The sequence below is a fragment of the Cellulomonas sp. P4_A2 genome, assembly GCF_056402515.1.
Genome location: NZ_JBFUHG010000002.1, coordinates 200,928 through 221,713, shown reverse-complemented (window position 1 = coordinate 221,713; position 20,786 = coordinate 200,928). Strand labels below are relative to the sequence as shown.

14 protein-coding genes are annotated in these 20,786 nt (G+C 68.9%); 8 read left to right on the top strand and 6 right to left on the bottom strand.

Going from position 1 to position 20,786, the window contains the following annotated elements:
- Nucleotides 1-20: 20 nt before the first annotated feature.
- Both AC1DUE_RS03765 and AC1DUE_RS03760 read right to left on the bottom strand, forming a co-directional pair.
- Entirely contained in the window at nucleotides 21-1,358 is a 1,338-nt protein-coding gene (locus AC1DUE_RS03765) for an ABC transporter substrate-binding protein (protein WP_477038053.1), read from the bottom strand.
- A gap of 47 nt (nucleotides 1,359-1,405) precedes the next feature.
- Entirely contained in the window at nucleotides 1,406-3,514 is a 2,109-nt protein-coding gene (locus AC1DUE_RS03760; RefSeq protein ID WP_477038052.1) for a beta-galactosidase, read from the bottom strand.
- 356 nt (nucleotides 3,515-3,870) lie between these two features.
- Here AC1DUE_RS03760 and AC1DUE_RS03755 point away from each other — a divergent pair, with 356 nt between their 5' ends.
- Nucleotides 3,871-4,893: a LacI family DNA-binding transcriptional regulator gene (locus AC1DUE_RS03755; RefSeq protein ID WP_477038051.1), complete on the top strand. Its 1,023-nt coding sequence runs from the start codon at nucleotides 3,871-3,873 to the stop codon at nucleotides 4,891-4,893.
- A 448-nt stretch (nucleotides 4,894-5,341) separates the two neighbouring features.
- Here AC1DUE_RS03755 and AC1DUE_RS03750 read toward each other — a convergent pair whose 3' ends face one another.
- A complete protein-coding gene (locus AC1DUE_RS03750) occupies nucleotides 5,342-6,097 on the bottom strand; it encodes an SDR family oxidoreductase (RefSeq protein WP_477038050.1) in 756 nt (251 codons plus the stop codon).
- Nucleotides 6,094-7,107 (bottom strand): zinc-dependent alcohol dehydrogenase, encoded by a 1,014-nt coding sequence (locus AC1DUE_RS03745; protein WP_477038049.1) that lies wholly within the window; start codon nucleotides 7,105-7,107, stop codon nucleotides 6,094-6,096. The genes AC1DUE_RS03750 and AC1DUE_RS03745 overlap by 4 nt, the downstream gene beginning before the upstream one ends.
- A 162-nt stretch (nucleotides 7,108-7,269) precedes the next feature.
- Here AC1DUE_RS03745 and AC1DUE_RS03740 point away from each other — a divergent pair, with 162 nt between their 5' ends.
- Nucleotides 7,270-8,265 (top strand): aldo/keto reductase, encoded by a 996-nt coding sequence (locus tag AC1DUE_RS03740; RefSeq protein WP_477038048.1) that lies wholly within the window; start codon nucleotides 7,270-7,272, stop codon nucleotides 8,263-8,265.
- Complete coding sequence (locus AC1DUE_RS03735) at nucleotides 8,262-9,572, top strand: L-fuconate dehydratase (protein WP_477038047.1); 1,311 nt, start codon at nucleotides 8,262-8,264, stop codon at nucleotides 9,570-9,572. The genes AC1DUE_RS03740 and AC1DUE_RS03735 overlap by 4 nt, the downstream gene beginning before the upstream one ends.
- Here AC1DUE_RS03735 and AC1DUE_RS03730 read toward each other — a convergent pair.
- Complete coding sequence (locus AC1DUE_RS03730) at nucleotides 9,530-10,294, bottom strand: FadR/GntR family transcriptional regulator (protein WP_477038046.1); 765 nt, start codon at nucleotides 10,292-10,294, stop codon at nucleotides 9,530-9,532. The two genes, AC1DUE_RS03735 and AC1DUE_RS03730, sit on opposite strands and share 43 nt — an antisense overlap.
- Nucleotides 10,295-10,423: 129 nt before the next feature.
- Here AC1DUE_RS03730 and AC1DUE_RS03725 point away from each other — a divergent pair, with 129 nt between their 5' ends.
- The 5 genes from AC1DUE_RS03725 (at nucleotide 10,424) to AC1DUE_RS03705 (ending at nucleotide 18,409) form a co-directional block, all read left to right on the top strand.
- On the top strand, nucleotides 10,424-11,071 hold the full coding sequence (locus tag AC1DUE_RS03725) for a bifunctional 4-hydroxy-2-oxoglutarate aldolase/2-dehydro-3-deoxy-phosphogluconate aldolase (protein ID WP_477038045.1): 648 nt from the start codon (nucleotides 10,424-10,426) through the stop codon (nucleotides 11,069-11,071).
- 4 nt (nucleotides 11,072-11,075) lie between these two features.
- A complete protein-coding gene (locus AC1DUE_RS03720) occupies nucleotides 11,076-12,179 on the top strand; it encodes a PfkB family carbohydrate kinase (protein ID WP_477038044.1) in 1,104 nt (367 codons plus the stop codon).
- Nucleotides 12,180-12,330: 151 nt separating this feature from the next.
- Nucleotides 12,331-14,436, top strand: a complete 2,106-nt coding sequence (locus AC1DUE_RS03715; protein ID WP_477038043.1) for a right-handed parallel beta-helix repeat-containing protein — start codon at nucleotides 12,331-12,333, stop codon at nucleotides 14,434-14,436.
- A 217-nt stretch (nucleotides 14,437-14,653) separates the two neighbouring features.
- Nucleotides 14,654-16,762 (top strand): beta-galactosidase, encoded by a 2,109-nt coding sequence (locus AC1DUE_RS03710; RefSeq protein ID WP_477038042.1) that lies wholly within the window; start codon nucleotides 14,654-14,656, stop codon nucleotides 16,760-16,762.
- A 366-nt stretch (nucleotides 16,763-17,128) separates the two neighbouring features.
- Entirely contained in the window at nucleotides 17,129-18,409 is a 1,281-nt protein-coding gene (locus AC1DUE_RS03705) for an endo-1,4-beta-xylanase (RefSeq protein ID WP_477038041.1), read from the top strand.
- Here the strand turns inward: AC1DUE_RS03705 and AC1DUE_RS03700 are convergent.
- On the bottom strand, nucleotides 18,396-20,777 hold the full coding sequence (locus tag AC1DUE_RS03700) for a beta-galactosidase (protein ID WP_477038040.1): 2,382 nt from the start codon (nucleotides 20,775-20,777) through the stop codon (nucleotides 18,396-18,398). The genes AC1DUE_RS03705 and AC1DUE_RS03700 overlap by 14 nt on opposite strands.
- Between the last annotated feature and the right edge of the window lie 9 nt (nucleotides 20,778-20,786).

The window sequence follows — 20,786 nt, the reverse complement described above, 5'->3', positions numbered from 1 at the left end:
AAAGAAGGGCCGCCCGCTTTCTATCCGTTGACCGTGAAGCCCTGCTGCTTTGCATAGTCGACGAGCGCGTCCTGCCAGGCATCCAGGCCCGCAGCGAGGTCGCCCTTGGCCGCGACGGCGGCCCCGAACGTTTCGTTGAAGCTGGAGTAGGCGAACTCCATGAAGGGCAGCCACTGCCAATCAGTGTCTACCGTTGTGGAGATCTCCGCGAAGAGCTTGTTGACCTGCTGTCCACCGTAGAAGTCAGACTTCTGGTCGACGAAGACCGGGTCCTCGAGCACCGAGACCTCGGTCGGGAAGAAGTTCTGCTGGGTCGTGAACAGCAACGCTGGGTCGTGTGCGTTGTTGATCCACTTCGCCAGCTCGTAGGCCGCGATCGGGTTCTTCGTGGTCTTGAGCACCGCGTCGGCTGAACCGCCCTGGTTGCCCGAGGCCGGCTTGCTCGTGTCCCACTGCGGCAGCGGCGCGGCGCGCCACAGGCCCGACGTGTCCTTCGCGGCACCGGAGAGGAAGACCGGAGCCCACGCCGCCGTCAGCCAGCCGGCGTACTTGCCCTGGTTGAGACCCTGGTACCACTCGTCGTTGAAGTCAGGGTCGATAGAGACGAGATCGTTCTGGATCATGTCCTGCCAGTAGGCCATCACCTTCTTGGCCTCAGGGCTGTTCACGTCGATCGTGACATTCTGCCCGCCGTCATAGCCGAACGGCTTGACACCCGCCTGCCACAACAGCCCGAGCCAGCCTGCGCCCTGGCTCGGCGCCATGTTGGAGATGTAGGAGTCCGTGGTCGCGCGCACCTTCTCCGCGGCGGTCTTGTAGTCCGCCCACGTAGCGGGAGGCTCAGTGACACCCGCCGCCGTCATGATGTCCTCGCGGTACAGGTTGCCCATGGGCCCCGAGTCCTGCGGGATCGCGAGCACCTGGTCGTTGGAGACGACCTGCTTCCAGACCCACGGCACGTACTGGTCCGCGAGGTCTGCCGCGCCGTACGGCGTCAGATCGAGCAGCTCGCCGGTCTGCGCGAACGAGGAGATGAACTGGTACTCCAGCTGGACCACGTCGGGGCCGCCGGTACCGGCCTTCGAGGCTGTGCGCACCTTGGAATAGTGATCCAAGCCCTGGCCGACGTTCTCGACCGTCACGTGGATCTGCGGGTACTCCTTCTCGAACATGTCGACCTGGTCCTGAACGTCGGGTACCCAGGTCCAAAAGGTCAGGTCGGTCGGCGTGTTCAGCGCTTCCTCGCGTTGCGCATCCGTGATCGGACCGCTGGCGCCGCCCGTTCCATCCGAGCCTGGGCTGCTGTTGTCGTCCGAACCTGAGCTGGACGTGCAGCCGGTGAGCGTCAATGCCGCCACGGCGGCGATCGAGGTGATCGCGACCGCGGCCTTGCGTGCTCCTTGCCTCATGATTGCTCTACTCTCTCTGGCTCCGGGATGTAAACGGCCCCGGAATCGGGGTCGCGTTGCTCGACGAGGACGGTGACATCCCACGGTTCGAGAACGATGGGTTTCTCGCCGCTCCGCTGCGGCGGGTGAGCGGTGGCGGGCTCAGGTGACCAGTTGCTGATGAACCAGACGCGCTCGCCGCCACTGCTGCCGGAGGTGACCGTGACCGGGGCATCCCGCTGCCATTCGCTCGCGCTCGTGATCGGTACGGCCCAGCGAAGAAGGGATGTCGCAAGCGCAAGGTCGGGCAGCGTGCCCACGTAGGTGACGCGCCCTGCACCGTGCTCGCGCGAGGTCACCGCGGGTCGGCCCGCGTAGATGCCCGAGGAGTACACGGCCACAACATCGGCGCCGTCGGCGACGAGCGCATCGGCCCAACCCTCGGCTCGGCCGCCGCCGAAGGTGGCGCCGTCGATGCCGACCGGAGCGTCGAGCGAGGAGTACTCGTCGTACCAGACCCCCGCCGCGGCGGCGAGACGCCCGGGCGCTCGCTCGGGCCGTGCCCTGGCCAGCTGGTCCCCGTAGCCGGTTCGGATGCCGACCACGAGGTGCCCGCCTGCCTCCGCGTAACGCACGAGGGCGTCGAGCATGCCGTCATCGGCGACGTAGAGGGTCGGCACGACGAGGGTGGGGAACTGGGCCACGACGTCCTCCGCGGCGCGCTCCCGGAACTGGTCTGCGTGCACGATCCGACTCTGGATACCCGCCTCGAAAGCCGCGCGGTAGTAGCGATCGAAGATCCGCAGGTACGACATGCGATCCGGGCCGCCCTCGGCGTCGGCGAGCGGCGGGTAGAACTCGAAACTGTGCTTGGTGTCGATCGAGTAGAGCAGGGCGACATCGGCATCGGGCGTGAACCCCTCGAGCACTGGCCCGAGGTCGCGCAACCGGCGACCGAGCTCCGCGATCTCGCGGTAGATGCGACCGGGTCGGCCACTGTGCGGCAGCACCCCGCCCCAGTAGGTCTCGATGCCGTAGTGGGGTGTCTGCCACTGCCAGTACTCGATCATCCGAGCGCCGCGGGCCACGAGCGCGAGGCCCGCGAGCGCGATCTGGCCCGGGTACGGCGTGTGGTGTTGCCAGTGGGACTGCCCGATGGACTGCGCATTCGTCTCGGTGACCAGGAACGGAGCCTGGGCCGAGCTGAACATGCGGTCACCCTGCTCAAAGAGTGCCCACACTCCCGACGACCACCACTTCGCGGTTCGCGGCACCTCAACCCCGATGCGGAGAGCCTCCTGCATCAGGTAGTAGGGATTGCCGGCCGTGACATCGAGCTGCTGCACGAGCTGGCGGTCGTCGATCGCCGGGCGTTCGTACGAAATGCAGGTCGTCACGAACTGGCCGGGACCCGCGTACTCGCGCACGATGCGGGCCTGCCACGCGATGAACTCGGTGACGAGCTCGGCCTGGTAGCGGCGCCACTCGAGCTGGTACTGCGGCGAGTGGTTGCCATCGGGACGCCAGAGCTCGTCCCAGCTGCGGATGCGCTGCGACCAGAACGTGAGCCCCCATTCGCGGTTGAGCGTCTCGACATCCCCGTACCGGCCTTCGAGCCAGCCCAGGAAGCCATCGAACACGCGCTGGTTGTGCAGGAGGAACGGGCCAGGCTCGTTGTCGACCTGGTAGCCGATGATCGCGGGGTGGCTGGCATACCTCGCGGCGATCGCCCGGATGACGCCCTCCGCGTGCTGCCGGAACAGGGGATGCGTGATGTCGACCTCCTGGCGCCACCCCCAGGGATGGCGCACCCCCGTGGCCTCCTCGCCCGCGAGCTCCGGATCCATGGCGCGCAGCCACGGGGGAACGGCATAGGTTGGCGTACCGAGCACGACCGAGATGCCGCGGGCATGCGCACCGTCGAGCACGGGCTGCAGCCAGTCGAGGTGATACACCCCCGGCTCTGGCTCCCACGTCGCCCACACAGACTCGCCAACGCGAATGACCGAGAACGATGCCTCGGCCATCAGGTCAAGGTCGCGCTCGAGGTCACCGTTGACGCGGTACTCGTCGTAGAAGGCTGCCCCGAAGAGGATGCGGTCAGGTAGCAGGTGCGCGTCGGCCAAGAGCTCACTCCATTGTGGCTGGGCTGCGCCGATGTTATCGGCAACATTCTCTGGGGCACCATGATGTTGCCGGTAACATTGCGGTGTCAAGCCCCAGCGTCGTCCTTTCACGGCGGTGGCGTGCCGGCGACGTGAAAAGCGCTCCTGACCTGGGATGATGTGGCTCGTCGAAGGTCGCGCAGTCGCAGCTCGAGGAGCACGTTCCAGGCGAAAGAAGCGGAGCGGGTTGGATCCGCGGTCGACCGTGGACGCTGACGGCGGGTCGGGCGTCTCCCAGGCCGAGCGTTCTACCCGATGAAAGATCGAGGCCTGCCGGTAACGTTATGGTTACGAGTCCAAGTTGCGGCGGAGGAAAGATGATCGAGGCGCAACCAAGCGTCGAACGGCCAGCCACGATCTATGACGTGGCGCGAGTTGCCGGCGTGTCTCACGCGACCGTGACCAGGTTGCTGAAGGGCTACGTGGGCATCCGCCCCGACACGCGCGACCGCGTCGCCAAGGCCATCCGTGAACTCGACTACAGGCCCAACATGAACGCCCGCTCGCTGACTACGGGCCGCTCGCACAGGATCGCTGCGCTCACCCATGAGATCACGCAGGTCGGTCCGAGCAAGATCCTCGAGGGCGCCAACATGGCCGCCCGGGATGCCGGCTACTTGCTGGACGTCATCACGCTGGATGTGCACAACCCCGCAGCGATTCGCGAGTCCATCGACCTCGCATCGCAGTTCGACCTCGCCGGCGTGCTGGCGCTCTCGTCGACCGACGAGGTGACGAACGTGGTGGAGACGACGACGTTCCGGGTGCCGCTCCACCTGGCCACAGGCAAAGACAAGACGCCGACCGACTCCACGCCCGCCGGAAATGGCCTCTTCGCCGTGCTGCGTCACCTGGCCGATCTCGGTCACCGTGATGTCGTGCACATCGCCGGCCCGCAGGATTGGGTGGGGGCGCGCAACCGCATCCGCGAGTACGAGGCCGCGGTCGTCGAGCTAGGCCTGCGCTCTCGCGGCGTCATTCACGGCGACTGGTCCGCCCGCTCCGGCTATGAGGCAATCGCGTCCTGGCCGGGCGAACTGCCCGCGACGGCGTTCGTCGCAGCGAACGACCAGACTGCGCTCGGTGTCATCCTCGCCCTCAACGAGCGCGGCTACCGTGTACCGGACGACGTGAGCGTGACGGGAGTCGATGACACCCCGGAGGCAGCGTACTTCTCGCCGCCGCTCACGACCCTTCGGCTCGATTTCATTGCCCAGGGCAGGGATGCGGTGCAGCAGCTGCTCGCGCGCATCGACGGCGTAGCGCCCCCGCCACTTCCACCGCGACACTCCGAGCTGATCGTGCGTCGTTCGACCGGCCCGGTCCGGCGACGCGCTTGAACCCAGTGGGAGCAACCCTGTGGCGTCGTACGCCCCCAGGGCCTTGACCCCTGAGGGTGGACACGCTGATACCGGGCCCGGCGCGCGGTTGCCAGCCCGATGCCCGACGCTCGGCCGGTGACCGCGGCGACCAGCCCCGTGAGCTCCGCCATCTCGGACCCCGTCACGCCTGGGCGAACGTGTGCTGCGCGCGTCCGAGCTGATCGGGGCCGATGCACTCGATCTTGCCCTCGACGAAGCGACGAGGCGTCGATCAGTTCGGGCAGGCTGCCCGAGGCGATCGCTCGGCGGGTGCGTCGAACGCCGTCCGACGACACGAAGGACGCGTCCATATCGCGCGTCATCGGGCGCAGGTCGTCCGCGGCATCGTCCGGTGTCTCATGCCCGACGGGCGCTCACCCGCGCTGGGGTGGAACGGAGCCGGAGCACGCGGAACGGACGGATCTGGTCATCGTCCGAGCCATCCACCGTCGACGGGCAGGGTGACACCGTCGACGTAGTCCGACGCGGAGGACGCGAGGAACACGACAGCCCCGCCGAGGTCCGCGGCCGCGCCCCAACGTCCGGCGGGGATCCGTTCGAGGATGGCGCGCGAGCGCGCAGGGTCGTCCTGGAGGGCTTGGGTGTTGTCGGTCGCGATGTAGCCGGGTGCGATCGCGTTGACGTTGACCCCGCGTGGCGCCCACTCGTTGGCGAGCGCCTTCGTCAGTCCCGCAACGGCGGACTTGGAGGCCGTGTACCCGGGAACGTTGATCCCACCCTGAAAGCTCAACAGGCTTGCCGTGAAGATGATCTTGCCCGAGCCGCGCTCGAGCATCGGGCGCGCGATGAGCTGGGTCAGCACGAAGTGGCTGGTGAGGTTGACCTCGAGTACGTGGTCCCACCAGTCGAGGGGGTGGTGCGCGGCCGGCGTGCGTGCGATCGTGCCGGCGTTGTTCACGAGGATGTCGGGCTCGCGCTTCGCGAGGAGCTCCCCGAGCCTGGTGACGGCATCCCGATCGGCGAAGTCCGCGGCGTGGCTCTCGAAGGTGCGGCCGTGCGACTCGACCGCCCGCGCCACCGCGCTGCCTTCGCGCTCGAGGGTCGCACTGACGCCGATCACGTCGGCACCTGCGGCGGCGAGCGCCTCCGCGAAGGCGAAGCCGATGCCGCGCTTCGCGCCGGTGACGACGGCGAGCCGTCCCGTCAGGTCGAACGGGCTCACGTGGCATCCTCCACGCCCGCGACGTCCACGAGGATCTTCATGGCGCGCCCCTGTTCCAGGTCGTCGAACGCGGCCCGGACGTCGGTCAGTGGAACGACGCGCGAGATCAGCAGCTCGCTGGGCACGACGCCGTCGGCCAGCAGTGCGGTCGCGGCGTCGAAGTCGGTCCGCTCGTACACGCGGGCCCCGAGCAGTCGAAGCTCGCGCCAGAAGACCTGCTTGAGGTCGACCTCTCTGGGGACTCCGTGGATCGCGACCACCACGATCGTTCCCCTGACCTTTGCGAGGCCGGTGGACGCAGCGACGGCGGTCGCCGCACCGGAAACCTCGAAGACGACATCCGCACCTGCACCGTCGGTCCAGGTGGCGACCCATGCCGCCTGATCAGTCGTGCGGGGGTCGATCGCCACATGACCGAGCTGTTCTATCTGGGCGCGGCGGCCGGGGTCCGGTTCGACGATGGCGACCGTCGCCCCGGCATGCCGGGCGACCGTCGCGATGAGAACACCGATCGGGCCACCACCGAGCACGACGACGCGGTCGCCGGGGACGACCTCACCTCGGCGGACGTCGTGCACGGCGACGGCCGTCGGTTCGACGAGCGCGGCGACGTCCAGGGCCAAGCCCGAAGGCAGTGTGACGACCGTGTCGGCGGGCACGTTCCACAGCGTCTGCAGGGCGCCGGGGGAGTCGATCCCGATGAAGTCCAGGTTCTGGCAGACGTGCTGGTGACCGGCCAGGCACGCCGGGCAGGTCCCGTCCCAGGCGAGCGGCATCACCGTCACGCGGTCACCGGGCGCCCAGCCGTCCACACCCTCGCCGACCTGCTCGATCGTGCCGCTCATCTCGTGACCGAAGATCAACGGTGTGCTGACGCGTGCGTCCATGGCGCCGTGAAAGATGTGCAGGTCGGTACCGCACAGCCCGACGTAGGCGACGCGGATCTGGACCTCCCCGGCACCGGGCGCGCCAGGCGCGACGTCGAGGATCTCGATGGATGCGTTTCCCACGTAGGCGGCCCCCACTGACCGGGTCGGGCTACCGTGTCGATAAGTCATACCTGCGACAGTACTACGGTGCGACTTGAAGGGGAAAGTAGGCGCGTGCAACGCGCTGTGTGCCATGATTGATCTTACCAATCTGCTTGCCACGAGGAGGATGGAGGTTCGAGCGTGCCGACGAGCAGGCCATGGCACGGGGAGCCGCTGACTCGCCTGGGCATCGGGGCCGCCCAGTTCGGGAACCTCAACCGGATCACCACCGACGACGCCTCCCGAGAGGCGGTGGATGCTGCATGGGATGCGGGCGTCCGATACTTCGACACCGCACCTCACTACGGACTCGGCCTGTCCGAGCGGCGACTCGGCGCTGCACTCCGGGACCGCCCGCGCGACGAGTACGTGCTGTCCACGAAGGTCGGAAGGCTCCTGGTGCCGAGCCCCGAGGGGGCTGGAGATGTCGACGATGCCGGGTTCGTGGTCGCCGCGGCCCATCGACGCGTCTGGGACTTCTCGCGTGACGGCGTCCTACGATCGCTCGAACAGAGCCTGGAGCGTCTGGGTACCGACCGGATCGACGTCGTCTATCTCCACGACCCCGACGACCACTGGGCGCAGGCGAGCACCGCCGGTATCAACACGCTCATCGAGCTCCGCGACCAGGGCGTCGTGCACGCCGTGGGCGCCGGCATGAACCAGTCCGCACTGCTCGCCGACCTCGTTCGACGGTGCGACGTCGACGTCGTCATGGTGGCCGGGCGTTGGACCCTCATCGATCAGTCAGCAGCGAGCGACCTCCTCCCCGTTGCCCACGCGCGCGGCGTGCGGGTGGTCGCGGCCGGCGTCTACAACTCCGGGCTGCTGGCTGCGCCGACCGTTCCCGACGCAGCTCGGTACGACTACGGCGCCGCGCCCGTGACGCTCGTCGAGCGGGCCCGCCGGATCGCAGCCGTGTGCGAGGCGCACGGTGTGACGCTGCCCGATGTCGCCGTCCAGTTTCCCTTCCGACACCCCGCCGTCGCGTCGGTGGTCGTCGGAACCCGAACCGCAGCCCACGTCCGGAGCTTTGTCGCCCGAGCGGGCACCACCGTGCCGGAGGAGCTGTGGACCGCCCTCATCGCGGAGGGCCTCCTGCCGACAACCACCTTCGAGCGAGGACCGCACGCATGACGACGATCACCGGTGTTCGTGTCCACGACGTCCGCTTCCCGACGTCGCGGTCTCAGGACGGTTCGGACGCGATGAACAAGGACGGCGACTACTCCGCCGCTTACGTCGTCCTGGAGACCGACGACCCGACCCTGGCCGGCTACGGGTTCACGTTCACCATCGGGCGCGGGAACGATCTCGCGGTCGAGGCCGCTCGCCAGCGCGCGCAGCCCTTGATCGGCAGGGACGTCAGCGTGCTGGTCGGCGACCTCGGCGAGGTGTACCGAGAGCTGGGCTCGGATTCCCAGCTGAGGTGGCTGGGGCCCGAGAAGGGCGTCGTCCACCTGGCGATGGCCGCCGTCATGAACGCGCTGTGGGACCTCGCGGCCCGTCGCGCCGGCAAACCGCTCTGGCGACTCCTGGTCGAGATGACCCCGGAGGAGCTGGTCGACGCCGCAGACCTGCGCTACCTCTCTGACGTGCTCACCCGCGACGAGGCGATCGCTCTCTTCGCCGAGATGGAGCCCACGCGCCTCGAGCGGATCGCGGAGCTCGAGTCGCGCGGGGGCTACCCCTGCTACACGACGTCCGCGGGATGGCTGGGGTACTCCGACGACAAGCTCCGTCGACTGCTGCAGGAGGCCGTCGACGAGGGCTACCGGCACGTCAAGCTCAAGGTCGGGGCGGACGTCGACGATGACGTGCGCCGGCTGCGCATCGCTCGCGAGGTGATCGGGTGGGAGGCGAAGCTCATGATCGACGCCAACCAGGTCTGGGACGTCCCGGAGGCGATCGAGTGGGTGGGCCGACTCGCCGAGTTCGCGCCCCACTGGATCGAGGAGCCGACGAGCCCGGATGACGTCCTCGGCCACGCGGCCATCCGCAAGGCAGTCGCCCCCATCGGTGTGGCCACGGGCGAGCACGGGATGAACCGTGTGCTGTTCAAGCAGATGTTCCAGGCGGGAGCGATCGACTTCTGTCAGCTCGACGCCGCACGGCTTGCGAGCGTCAACGAGATCCTCTCGGTCTACCTGATGGCCAAGAAGTTCGACGTCCCGGTGTGCCCGCACGCCGGGGGTGTCGGACTGTGCGAGCTGGTGCAGCATCTGTCGATATTCGACTTCGTCGCCGTGTCGGGAACGCTGGAGAACCGGGTCACGGAGTTCGTCGACCACCTGCACGAGCACTTCACCGATCCGTGCGTGGTCAGGGGCGGCAACTATCTCCTGCCGTCGAGGCCGGGATACTCCGCGCAGATGCACGAGGCGTCGGTGGCGGCCCACTCCTACCCGGGCGGTGCCGTCTGGGCCGGCGGGGACGCCTCCTGATGCTCGATCGACTGCTCCACCGCGAGAAGATGAGCGGCCATCTGGATCCTGGCCGCGTCCGCGTCCCCTCGTCGCAGTGCCTCCAGGATGGCCCGGTGCTCAGCCTGCGTCTGTCGGTTGGCGCCCCGCTCGTGGATCGCCCTCCACAGGCGGTACCGAAATGTCCGTCCCACCAGGCTCTCCACCAGCGCGGCGAGGACCGGGTTGCCGCCGGCCCGCGCGATCGTCGAGTGAAACCGGCTGTCGGCGTCGATGGCCGCCTGGAGCACCTGGGCGTCGGCATCGTTGGCGAGGGCACGGTCGAACTCGTCCAAGATGGCGGCGAGTCTGTCCAGGTCCTCGTCGTCGAGCGCCCTGGCGGCATGTCCGACCGCCTCGACCTCCAGCACCCGCCGGACCGCCGACAGGTGTGCCGAGCTCGAGGGCTGGTAGAGATCTCCGAGGAACCCGACCGGGCTCAGCAGCCGAGCGGCGTCCAACGACGTGACGTAGGTGCCGCTGCCTCGGCGCGTTCCGAGCACGCCGAGCAGCACGAGTGCTCGAACTCCTTCTCGGAGGGGCCCCCGGGAGACCCCGAAGGCTGCCGCCAGGTCCTTCTCGACCGGGAGGCGATCGCCAGGTCCCAGTTCCCCACTGATGATCATATCTTTGATGCCCTGGATCACCACGTCGGTGTGCGAGAGCAGCCCTTCACGATCGTCGGTGTTCCATTCGTCATACATCGCGCCAGTGTAGGAGCCCCCGCGGGAGGCGTGAGGTGACCATCGATGCGCACGTCCACGTGTCGTTCTCGTGAAGCCGGTGGGCCAGGTCGCGCCCCAGAGCGGCAACCGCAGAGAGCTGAGTGACGAATGAGCGAGATCCTGCACCGTCTCGCGTGGCACGGAATCATTCCCGTGGTCGTCGTCGACGACGCGCGCGACGCCGACGCTCTCGCCGCTGCGCTGGTGGGCGGAGGCTTGCCGGTGGCCGAGGTGACCTTCAGGACCGACGCCGCTGCCGACGCCATCCGGGCCATCGCGGCGCGGGGCGACGTCCTCGTCGGCGCGGGCACGGTCCTCACGCCCGCTCAGGTGGACGTCGCCGTCGCGGCCGGGGCTTCCTACGTCGTCTCGCCGGGAACGAGTCGAGCGGTGGTCGAACGTTGCCACGAGCATGGCGTGCCCGTCCTGCCGGGCGCCGTCACCGCCACGGAGGTGCAGGCCGCCCTCGAGCTCGGCCTGGGCGCGGTGAAGTTCTTCCCGGCAGCGACCTCGGGCGGAGCGGCGGCAGTGGCAGCGCTCGCGGCACCCTTCCCGGGGGTCGAATTCGTGCCGACCGGCGGGATCGGCCCAGGAAGCGTGGTCGAGTACCTCGCGCTCCCAGCGGTCCTGGCCGTCGGAGGTTCCTGGATGGTGTCTCGTGACCTGGTGCGGAACGGTGACTTCGACGCCATCCGCGACATGACGGCGCGGGCCGTCAGTCTCATCGACGACCGACGACCGAGTGCGGAGGAGTGACGTGATGCCGGACCTGTCGATACGTGACGCAGGTGGAGCGCGGTACGACGCAATCTCGCTCGGTGAGGTCATGCTGCGGCTCGATCCGGGCGAGGGGCGCATCCGAACAGCACGCTCGTTCCGGGTGTGGGAGGGCGGCGGCGAGTACAACGTGGCGCGTGGTCTGAGTCGTGCGTTCGGCCTCCGCACGGCGATCGTGACCGCCCTCGCCGACAACGAGATCGGTCGGCTCGTCGAGGACTGCATCCTCACCGGTGGTGTCGACACCTCGTTCCTGCGATGGCTGCCCTTTGACGGGGTCGGCCGGACGGTGCGAAACGGACTGAACTTTACGGAACGAGGCTTCGGAGTGCGTGGTGCTCTCGGTGTCAGCGACCGTGGGCATACGGCGGCCGCGCAGCTCGCACCGGGGGACGTCGACTGGGAGCACCTGTTCGGGGATCTGGGCGTGCGATGGTTCCACACCGGCGGCATCTTCGCGGCGCTCTCCGACAGCGCCGCCGAGACGGTGATCGAAGCGGTGACGGTGGCGCGCAAGCACGGCACCGTCGTCAGCTATGACCTGAACTACCGCCCGAGCTTGTGGAAGGCCGTCGGCGGCAAGGAGCGTGCACGAGAAGTCAATCGTGCGATCGCCCCGCACATCGACGTCATGATCGGCAACGAGGAAGACTTCACCGCCTCGCTCGGCTTTGACGTCGACGGTGTCGACGAGGATCTCCACACGCTCGCCCTCGACTCGTTCGCCGCCATGATCGACCGCGTCGCCGCGCAGTACCCGTACTTTCGCGTCATCGCGACCACCCTGCGGACGGTGCACTCGGCCAGCGTGAACGACTGGGGCGCCATCGCCTGGTCGAGAGCCACCGGCGTCGTCAGCGCGACGCACCGCGAGCGCCTGGAGATCCTGGATCGTGTCGGTGGTGGCGACTCGTTCGCGTCGGGGCTCATCTACGGTCTGCTCGAAGGTGAGGAGCTGGAGACCGCCGTCGAGTACGGAGCGGCTCACGGCGCGCTCGCGATGACGACGCCCGGTGACACCACGATGGCCCACGCGGCCGAGGTGCTCAAGCTGGCCGCCGGCGGGGGTGCCCGCGTGGACCGCTAGCTCGAAGGCCGGCCGACCAAGGGCGCCAGGGGGTGGGCCTGTTGTGTCAGCCCTGACCCCCGTCAGGCGCGGTCTTGCGCATACGTCATACGTATGATTTTGTAGATCGAGGGCAAAGCGGCCCCGATCAACATCACGGAAGCGAACAGCCATGACATTGATGTCACGCACGCCAGAAGTTTCTGTTCGAAGGAAGGGCCGGTGGCGAGCGACTGCCGGAGCTGCCGGCGCGGCAACCCTGCTCCTGAGCGGTCTGGGCGCATCGGTCGCCCAGGCGGCACCACCGCAGAAGGACAGCGTCTACTACGCATCACCCGACGGTCGCGACCTCGGGCAGTGCCAGGAGCAGCACCCGTGCTCGCTGGAGCAGGTGCAGGGCGTCGTGCGACACGAGGCCGCCAAGGGGAAGGGCGACGTCACCGTCGTGCTCGCCGACGGCACCTATCGCATCGACCACCCGCTCGAGTTCCGTGCGCCGGACGGCGGCCGGAACGGGTACACCGTGCACTGGACGGCTGCTCCGGGCGCGCACCCCGAGATCTCGGGCTCGACCCAGCTCTCGGGCTGGCAGCAGTACGACGAGGCCAAGAACATCTACGTCACGAACACGCCGGCCGGTCTCGACACCCGGCAGCTCTACGTCAACGGCGTCAACGCTCCGCGGGCCTCGACCCCCGTGGCGCTGAGCGACCTGACGCTGACCCCGACGGGGATGACGATCAACAACCCTGCGCTCGCCTACCTGGCGAACCTGCCCACGCAGAACCGGATCGAGTTCGAGTCGCTCGGCGACTTCACCGACCGCTACTCCCCGGTGCAGAGCATCTCGGGCAACACGATCACCATGGCCCAGCCCGCCTGGGACAACAACACGTGGGGCTGGGACACGGCGCAGTACTCGCTGCTCGCCAAGCCGCACTGGTACCTGGACAACTCGCTCAGCTTCCTGGACCAGGCAGGGGAGTGGTACGTCGACCCCGACGCGGGGAAGCTCTACTACAAGCCCGCGGACGGCGTGAACCCACAGGACCTCGACATCGAGCTCCCGCGAGTGCAGGCCCTCATCAGCGTCGGCGGCACCTATGACGCCCCGGTCTCCCACCTGGAGTTCAGCGGTCTCACCTTCACCGGGACATCCTGGCTCGGCCCCTCCTCGCTCGACGGTTACGCCAGCCAGCAGAACGGGGGCTACCTCAAGGGCACGTACGACTACCGCCCCGCCGACGCCTTCACCAGCTGCAGCCGCGGCTGCGAGCAGTACGAGCGGACGCGCAACACCTGGTTCCAGGAGCCTTCCGCCGTGCAGGTTTCCGCCGCCGACCACATCACGTTCACGGGGAACACCTTCCGCAACCTCGGGTCGTCGGGTCTCGGCATCGGCAACGACGACGACGCGACGCTCACGGGTGTCGGGCTCGGCGCCAGCAACATCGACGTGACCGGCAACGTGTTCACCCAGGTCGGTGGCCACGCCCTGTTCGTGGGCGGGGTTCGGGCGGACGCGCATCATCCCAGCGACCCCCGGATGACGAACCAGGACATCCTCATCGACAACAACACCATCAGCCACGTCGCCGTGGAGTACAAGGACAACTCCGGCATCCTCAGCACCTACGTGACCAGGGCGCAGATCGTCCACAACGAGGTCGAGAACCTCGCCTACGCGATCGACACCGGCTACGGCTGGGGGATCAACGACGCCGGCGGCTCCCAGACCTACGTCAACCGCGGGTACTACAAGTACAACCCGCTCTACCAGACGCCGACGACGCTCAAGGACAACCTGGTCGCGGGCAACCTGGTGCACGACATCAAGGCCTCCTTCGCCGACTCCGGCAACATCTACAACCTCTCGGCGAGCCCGGGGACGGTGATCGAGAACAACTACATGTACAACGTCTCCGGCGTCGGCATCTATCTGGACGAGGGCAGCCGCTACACGGTCTCCCGGCACAACGTCCTGAGTGGCCTGAACACGTGGGTGTTCACCAACGCGTACGACGCAGGCAACGGCACGAACGACAACACGCTGCAGGAGAACTGGTACAACTCCGGCGGTGCCCAGATGCCGAACGCCGCGCAGCGCAACAACCAGCTGATCAACAACGTGAAGGTCAGCGGGAGCAACTGGCCCAGCGCTGCGTGGGACGTCATCTGCGCGGCGGGCGTCGCCCCCGAGTACCGCACGGAGCTCAACGCCAACCTCGGCGGTATCGACCCCCGGTGCCAGACCGTCGCCGCGACCGAGACCCCGTAGCGCAGCTGCTGGCCCTGCCTGGCAAGGCGCCCCCGCGACGTACCTGGCGCGGGGGCGCCTTGCCGCCGGCGGAGTCCCGATGCCAGGGCACGCGCCCGTAGCGTGTGTGGCATGTTCGAACCGCTTCGGCGATTCCCGGAGCGAAGAGTGACCACGATCGGCGACGTCGCCGGTCTCGCCTGCCCCTCCAGATGAGGACCTCGTTGCCTTGACAGACATGGACGACCGCGTGCTCTTCGGCGCCGCGTACTACCACGAGTACCAACCCTCCCCCCGGCTCGACCAGGACCTCGACCTCATGCAGGAAGCTGGCTTCACCGTGATCCGGGTGGGCGAGTCCACGTGGGCCACCTGGGAGCCAGAGGATGGAGTGTTCGACCTTGACTGGCTGCAGCCAGTCCTGGACGGCGCGCGTTCGCGAGGGATCGCCGTCGTGCTGGGTACGCCCACCTACGCCGTGCCCCCGTGGTTGACGCGCAAGTATCCCGAGATCGCCGGAGAGCGACGCACGGGAGAGCGCATCGGTTGGGGGGCCCGTCAGGAGATGGACCTGACGCACGCGGCCTACCGCTTCCACGCCGAGCGCGTGATCCGTGCCGTCGTCGGGCGCTACCACGACCATCCCGCCGTGGTCGGGTTCCAGGTGGACAACGAACCCGGTCTCGAGCTGCTGCACAACGAGGGTGTGTTCCAGGCCTTCGTCGACGACCTACGCCGCACGTACGGCGACGTCGAGACCCTGAACCGGGAGTGGGGGCTCGTCTACTGGTCGCATCGGCTCACTACCTGGGCGGATCTCTGGCGACCGGACAGCAACGCCCAACCCCAGTACGACCTCGCCTGGCGGAAGTTCCAGGCCCGGATGGTCACCGAGTTCATCGGTTGGCAGGCCGAGATCGTCCGGGAGATCGCCGGCACCGAGAAGTTCGTGACCACCTGCATCGCCTACGACAGGCCTGGAGTGCAGGACCCGGAGCTGACGGCCGCGCTGGATGTGACCGCGGGCAATCCCTACTACGCGATGCAGGACGGACTCGCTCTCCCCGCCACAGGGCACGTCCCGCTGGGTTGGACTGTGAACGGGGCCTGGGCGATATTCCACAGCGCAGACCGGATGTACTCCTCGAAGCAGGCGCGGTTCTTGGTCACCGAGACGAATGCCGGGGCCATCGGCGGCCCGGCGATGAACGCGCCCGCGTTCGATGGGCAGTGGCGACAGGCCGCCTGGGCGATGATCGTCCGGGGAGCACGAATGGTCGAGTACTGGCACTGGCACACGCTTCATTTCGGTGCCGAGACGTACTGGATCGGAATTCTCCCGCACGACCAGCGGCCCGGGCGGGTCTACGACCAGCTGGCCGCGCTGGGTGCAGAGATCAAGTCTGCCGAGGAACACCTGAGCGGACTCGTCCCGGACGCCGTGGTGGGGCTGCTGTGGTCCAACGAGTCGATGTGGGGCCTCGAAGGTCAGCCGGCGCTCGCCCGGGACGACGGCTCCGCGGACCCCGACAGCTACCAGCGAATCGTGCACGCCTTCTACCGGGGAGCGTTCGACGCCGGCGCGCCGGCGCGAATCGTTCACGACGTCCAGCTGGTCGACAAGGGCGATGGCACGCGGCTCCGCGAACCGGCCGAGGTCGCCGCCGAGCTGCCGGTCCTGCTGGCGCCTGCGCTCTACGTGGCCAGCGACGCGCTGCTCGACTGGTTGCGCGACTACGCCGAGGCGGGCGGACACCTGGTGCTCGGACCGCGCAGCGGATATGCGGACAGAGAGGCCCGAGCTCGCGCGGAGGTCAAGCCGGCGCGGCTCGCCGCCGCCGCTGGCGTCAGCTACCAGGAGTTCAGCAACCTGGCGACACCGGTGCGCGTGACGGGCTCCGACGGCGCACTGGAGCTGCCCGACACCGCAGCCGGCGCAGCATGGGTCGACTACTTGCAGGTCTCGGACAGCTCGGTCCAGGTCCTCGCCCGATATCAGCACCCCGCGTTCGGCCTGTACCCGGCGATCACCACCGCTGAGGCGGGGCTGGGGCGCGTCACCGTCGTCGGCACGGTGCCCAACACCGAGCTGTCGGCTGCGCTGGTGTCCTGGGCGGTACCGGCTGCCCGGGACGTCTGGAGCTCGCTGAACACCGGTTCGGTCACGGCGACCTCAGCGACGACGGCCGCAGGGCGTCGGCTGCGAGTCCTGCACAACTGGTCGTGGGACGCCTGCTCGGTGCGGTTGCCGACCGACGTCACGGATCTGCTCTCGACCCAGCCCCTGGCGGCCGACGGGCTGGTCGAGCTGGGGCCGTGGGACGTCCGCGTCCTTCTGGAGGAGTAGCGGGCGCAACGGCATTCTCGATGACGCGACCCGGTGCTCGACTCGGCGCGGTGAACAAGCGCAGTCACACCTTCCGGAGATGCCCTTTCGTACCTCACCAGTGCGGACAATGTCGCGGATGAGAGCGTGCGTGGCGTGCTGGAGAACCCAGGCACGCCTTCAGCGCCACGCCTTCCTTCGAGATTGCGACAGTGTGGTGCTCCAACCTTCGTCGTGGCGTAAGAAGGACATGCCGGCAGCTCGCCGTCAACGGCGTGGGACGAGAGGAGTGCCGCGGATGGTTGGTCGGGGCGTCACCACCGCGGAGATCGCGGCCGCGGCTGGGGTCTGCGTACCGACGGACTCGACAACGCGAGGGGTGGCGCGGTGAACGTCGCTCGTCTCGCCGCGGATCCCGCCGTCGCGCACCGCGTCCTGCGTTCCGACCTGACCCTGCGCGGCCCGGACGGGAGGGCGCTGGCGGATCGGCGGGTGACGGTGCGCCAGACGCGGCACGCCTTCGCGTTCGGCAACATCGGCTTCGACTTCGTGCCGGTCGCCAACGACGAGGAGGACGACGGCCCTCGCGCCGCGTTCGGCGGTGCGTCTCCGTCGACGGCTCGCAGGGTCGCCGAGCTGTGGTTCGACGTGTTCAACACGGCAACCCTGCCGTTCTACTGGGCGGGCTTCGAGCCCGAGCGCGGCCGTCCCGACACGCAGCGGCTGCACCGGACCGCGCAGTGGTTCGTCGACCGGGGCGTCGCCGTCAAGGGCCACCCGCTGGTCTGGCACACCCTCGCGCCGTCGTGGCTGCTCGACCTCGACGAGCGGGACGTCGAGCGTGTGGTCCAGGCCCGGATCACGCGCGAGGTCGGCGACTTCGCGGACGTCGTCCGGACGTGGGACGCGATCAACGAGGTCGTCATCATGCCGGTGTTCGACAAGGAGGAGAACGCGGTCACCGAGCTCTGCCGCCGGCTCGGCCGCGTCGAGACCGTCCGGCTCGCGTTCGAGACGGCCCGCGCGGCAGATCCCGGGCTGACCCTGCTGCTCAACGACTTCAACATGTCGACGGCCTACGAACAGCTGGTCGAGGAGTGCCTCGGTGCCGGCATCCGGATCGATGCGCTCGGCCTGCAGAGCCACATGCACCAGGGCTACTGGGGCGAGGAGCGCACGCTCGAGGTGCTGGACCGCTTCGCGCGGTTCGGTCTGCCGCTGCACCTGACCGAGACGACGCTGGTCTCCGGCGACCTCATGCCGCCGGAGATCGTCGATCTCAACGACTACCAGGTGCCGTCGTGGCCGACGACGCCCGAGGGCGAGGAGCGGCAGGCCGACGAGCTGGGGCGGCACTACCGGACGCTGCTCGCGCACCCCGCCGTCCAGGCCGCGACGTACTGGGGGTTCACCGACGACGGGTCGTGGCTGGGCGCGCCCTCGGGCCTCGTCCGGGCCGACGGCACACCGAAGCCCGGCTACGAGGCTCTGCGCAGGCTGGTGCGCGAGGAGTGGTGGCTCGCGCCCCAGGACGTCGCCACGGACGGCGACGGCCGGATCGTCGTCGAAGGGTTCGCGGGGGACTACGCGCTCGACGTGGAGGGCGCGACCGTGCCCGTCCCGCTCGACGGGCGTGCCCACGAGGTGGCCGTGCTCACGCCCCGGTGAGGCGGACCTCTCCGACGCGTACGACGTCCACCGTGGCGATGTGGACCCCGTCGGGGATCTCGCGCACGACCGGGTCGACCCAGACCCCGGTGCTGCGCCTCCACGGCAGGAGCTCGAACCGGACGCCGTGACGAGCGACTGCGGCCGCCCAGGGCGTCAGGTCGACGTCCCAGTCGCGTCCGTGCCAGAAGTGGTCGCTGATCAGCTCGTCGCCCACGTAGGCACGACCGATGTCACCGGTCCATCGCAGCCGGACCAGTGTGCGGTCGGGGCCGTCGAACAGCTCGGGGGGGACGTCGACCTGGACGACGGCGGCGCCGGCGAAGTCCGTGGGCGCGCTGAGCCGGTTCAACGGACCGCCTCGCTCGGGACGCGGGGCGCTCGCCTCGGGGTGGAGCCCGGCGAGGAGCGTGCGGCGGCCCGCGTGGTGCGCGCGCATCCGCCACGTCCGCCACGGGCCGTCGGCGAACGGCTCGCCCGGCTCCGCACCCTCGGCCCGGAGGGTGTGGGGTGCCGGGAGGATCGAGATGCTGAGCCGGGGGTCCTCCGTCTTCACCACGAGCCCGCCGTCCAGGGCGTAGACGGGCGCCGTCGACAGCACCAGCCGCTCCCTGCCGTCGACCTCGAGCACATAGAGCTGGTCGACGCTCGCCCGGTCCAGGACGATGATCCGCGCCTCCTGGAGCTCGACGACGCACGTCGGGCCGGCCGGTGCGGTGAGCGAGACGATCGTCGCGCCGCCGCTGTGGACGGCGACACCCGTGCCGCCGACGTCGTGCCTGCCGTCGAGCACGAGCTCGACGGGGATGTCGTCGTAGGCGCCGAGCACGACCACCTCGCGGTCGTCGACCGTCACGCGGGTGATCACCCGGGCGGTCGCACTGCGGAGCGTGACGCCGGGTGCGAGCGGGTACCGGAGCGGCCACACCACCGAGACACCGGCGGGGATCGTGAGCGGCTGGGTGGGGACCGTGACGTCCTCGTCGTCGAACGACACGGTGAGCTGCACGCCGTTCTGCTCGCGCAAGGCTGCCCTCGCGGGCTGGTAGGTCGACGCGAAGAGGTAGCCGCTGTGCCCGTCGGACCGCACCGCCCAACGCAGGACCTCGGGGTCGGCACTGCCGCCTCCGACGGTGGTGGCCATCGCGGCGATCCGGTGGCCGTCCTCCTGGAGCCACAGGTGCTGGGCTCGCAGGTAGTGGTGATGGGCGCGGACCTGCCCGTGCTCGCCGATCGGGGCGGCGAAGTCGTAGGTCACCCGTGGCACGTCGTTCGGGTAGCCCGTGGCGTGGGACTCCTGCTCCGAACCGTGCGCGCCGGTTCGCTGAGATCCGCCTGCGTACATGTAGTAGCCCTGCCAGATCGAACCGCTGCCGACCTTGGCCAGGGCGAGCGCGGCGACGTCGGACGGGGTCACGAGCGGCCTGCGGTGGTAGGCGACGTGCATACCGCCACCCAGCTCGCACGTCGCGAAGGGAACGGCGTCGTCGTTCGTGAGCGGCACGGCACCGGGATCGATGGTGATCCCGTCGAGTGCCTCTCGCAGGTCGGCCCCGACCGAGAGGTCGTCGCGGACCGGGCTGTAGCGGAAGTGGAACGCCGAGAACTCGGGCCACTCGGTCGACTCGTCGTCCCAGAAGCCGTCGGCGTACGCGCTGTACACCGGCAGGAGCGACTCGGGGACCTGTGCGCCACCCCAGCCCGTGGCCGTCCAGATGGGCACGTGAAGTCCGAGCCCTTCGGCGAGCTCGCGGAGCCGGGCCAGGTGCTGGGGCTGGTCGTAGAGCTCGTTCTCGATCTGGACGCCGATCACCGGCCCGCCGTCCGCGTGCGAGAGATCCCGGAGCTGGGCGACGGTCTCGGCGTAGAAGGCGTGCACCAGCGCGAGGTAGTCGGGGTCGTTGGTGCGGGTCGGGAGCTTCCGCTCGACGAGCCAGTCGGGGAAGCCGCCGTACCGTGCTTCGCCATGGGCCCACGGTCCCAGCCGCACGACGACGTCGAGGCCGTGCGTCTGCGCCTCGTCGACGAACGCGCGCAGGTCGAGCTGGCCGTCCCAGCGGAACTGCCCGGGCTCTGGCTCGTGAGCCTGCCAGAACACATACGTCGCGACCGACGTCAGCCCGCCGGCCCGAGCGTGGCCGAGGACGTCACGCCACCGGTTGCGCGGCACGCGCGAGTAGTGGATCTCGCCGGTGACGGGGAACCACGGGTTGCCGGCGCGCTCGATCCACGTGCTGGTCACCTCGATCCGGTCGTCGCCGCTCGGGGACTCACCCACGCGTAGGTGGCCTCGGCGAGGCGCCGTCGGCGTGGTGACCCTCACGTGGTGCGGTGCCACGAGGCCGTTCGAGCGAGCGTCGTCGGTCACGTCTCTCCT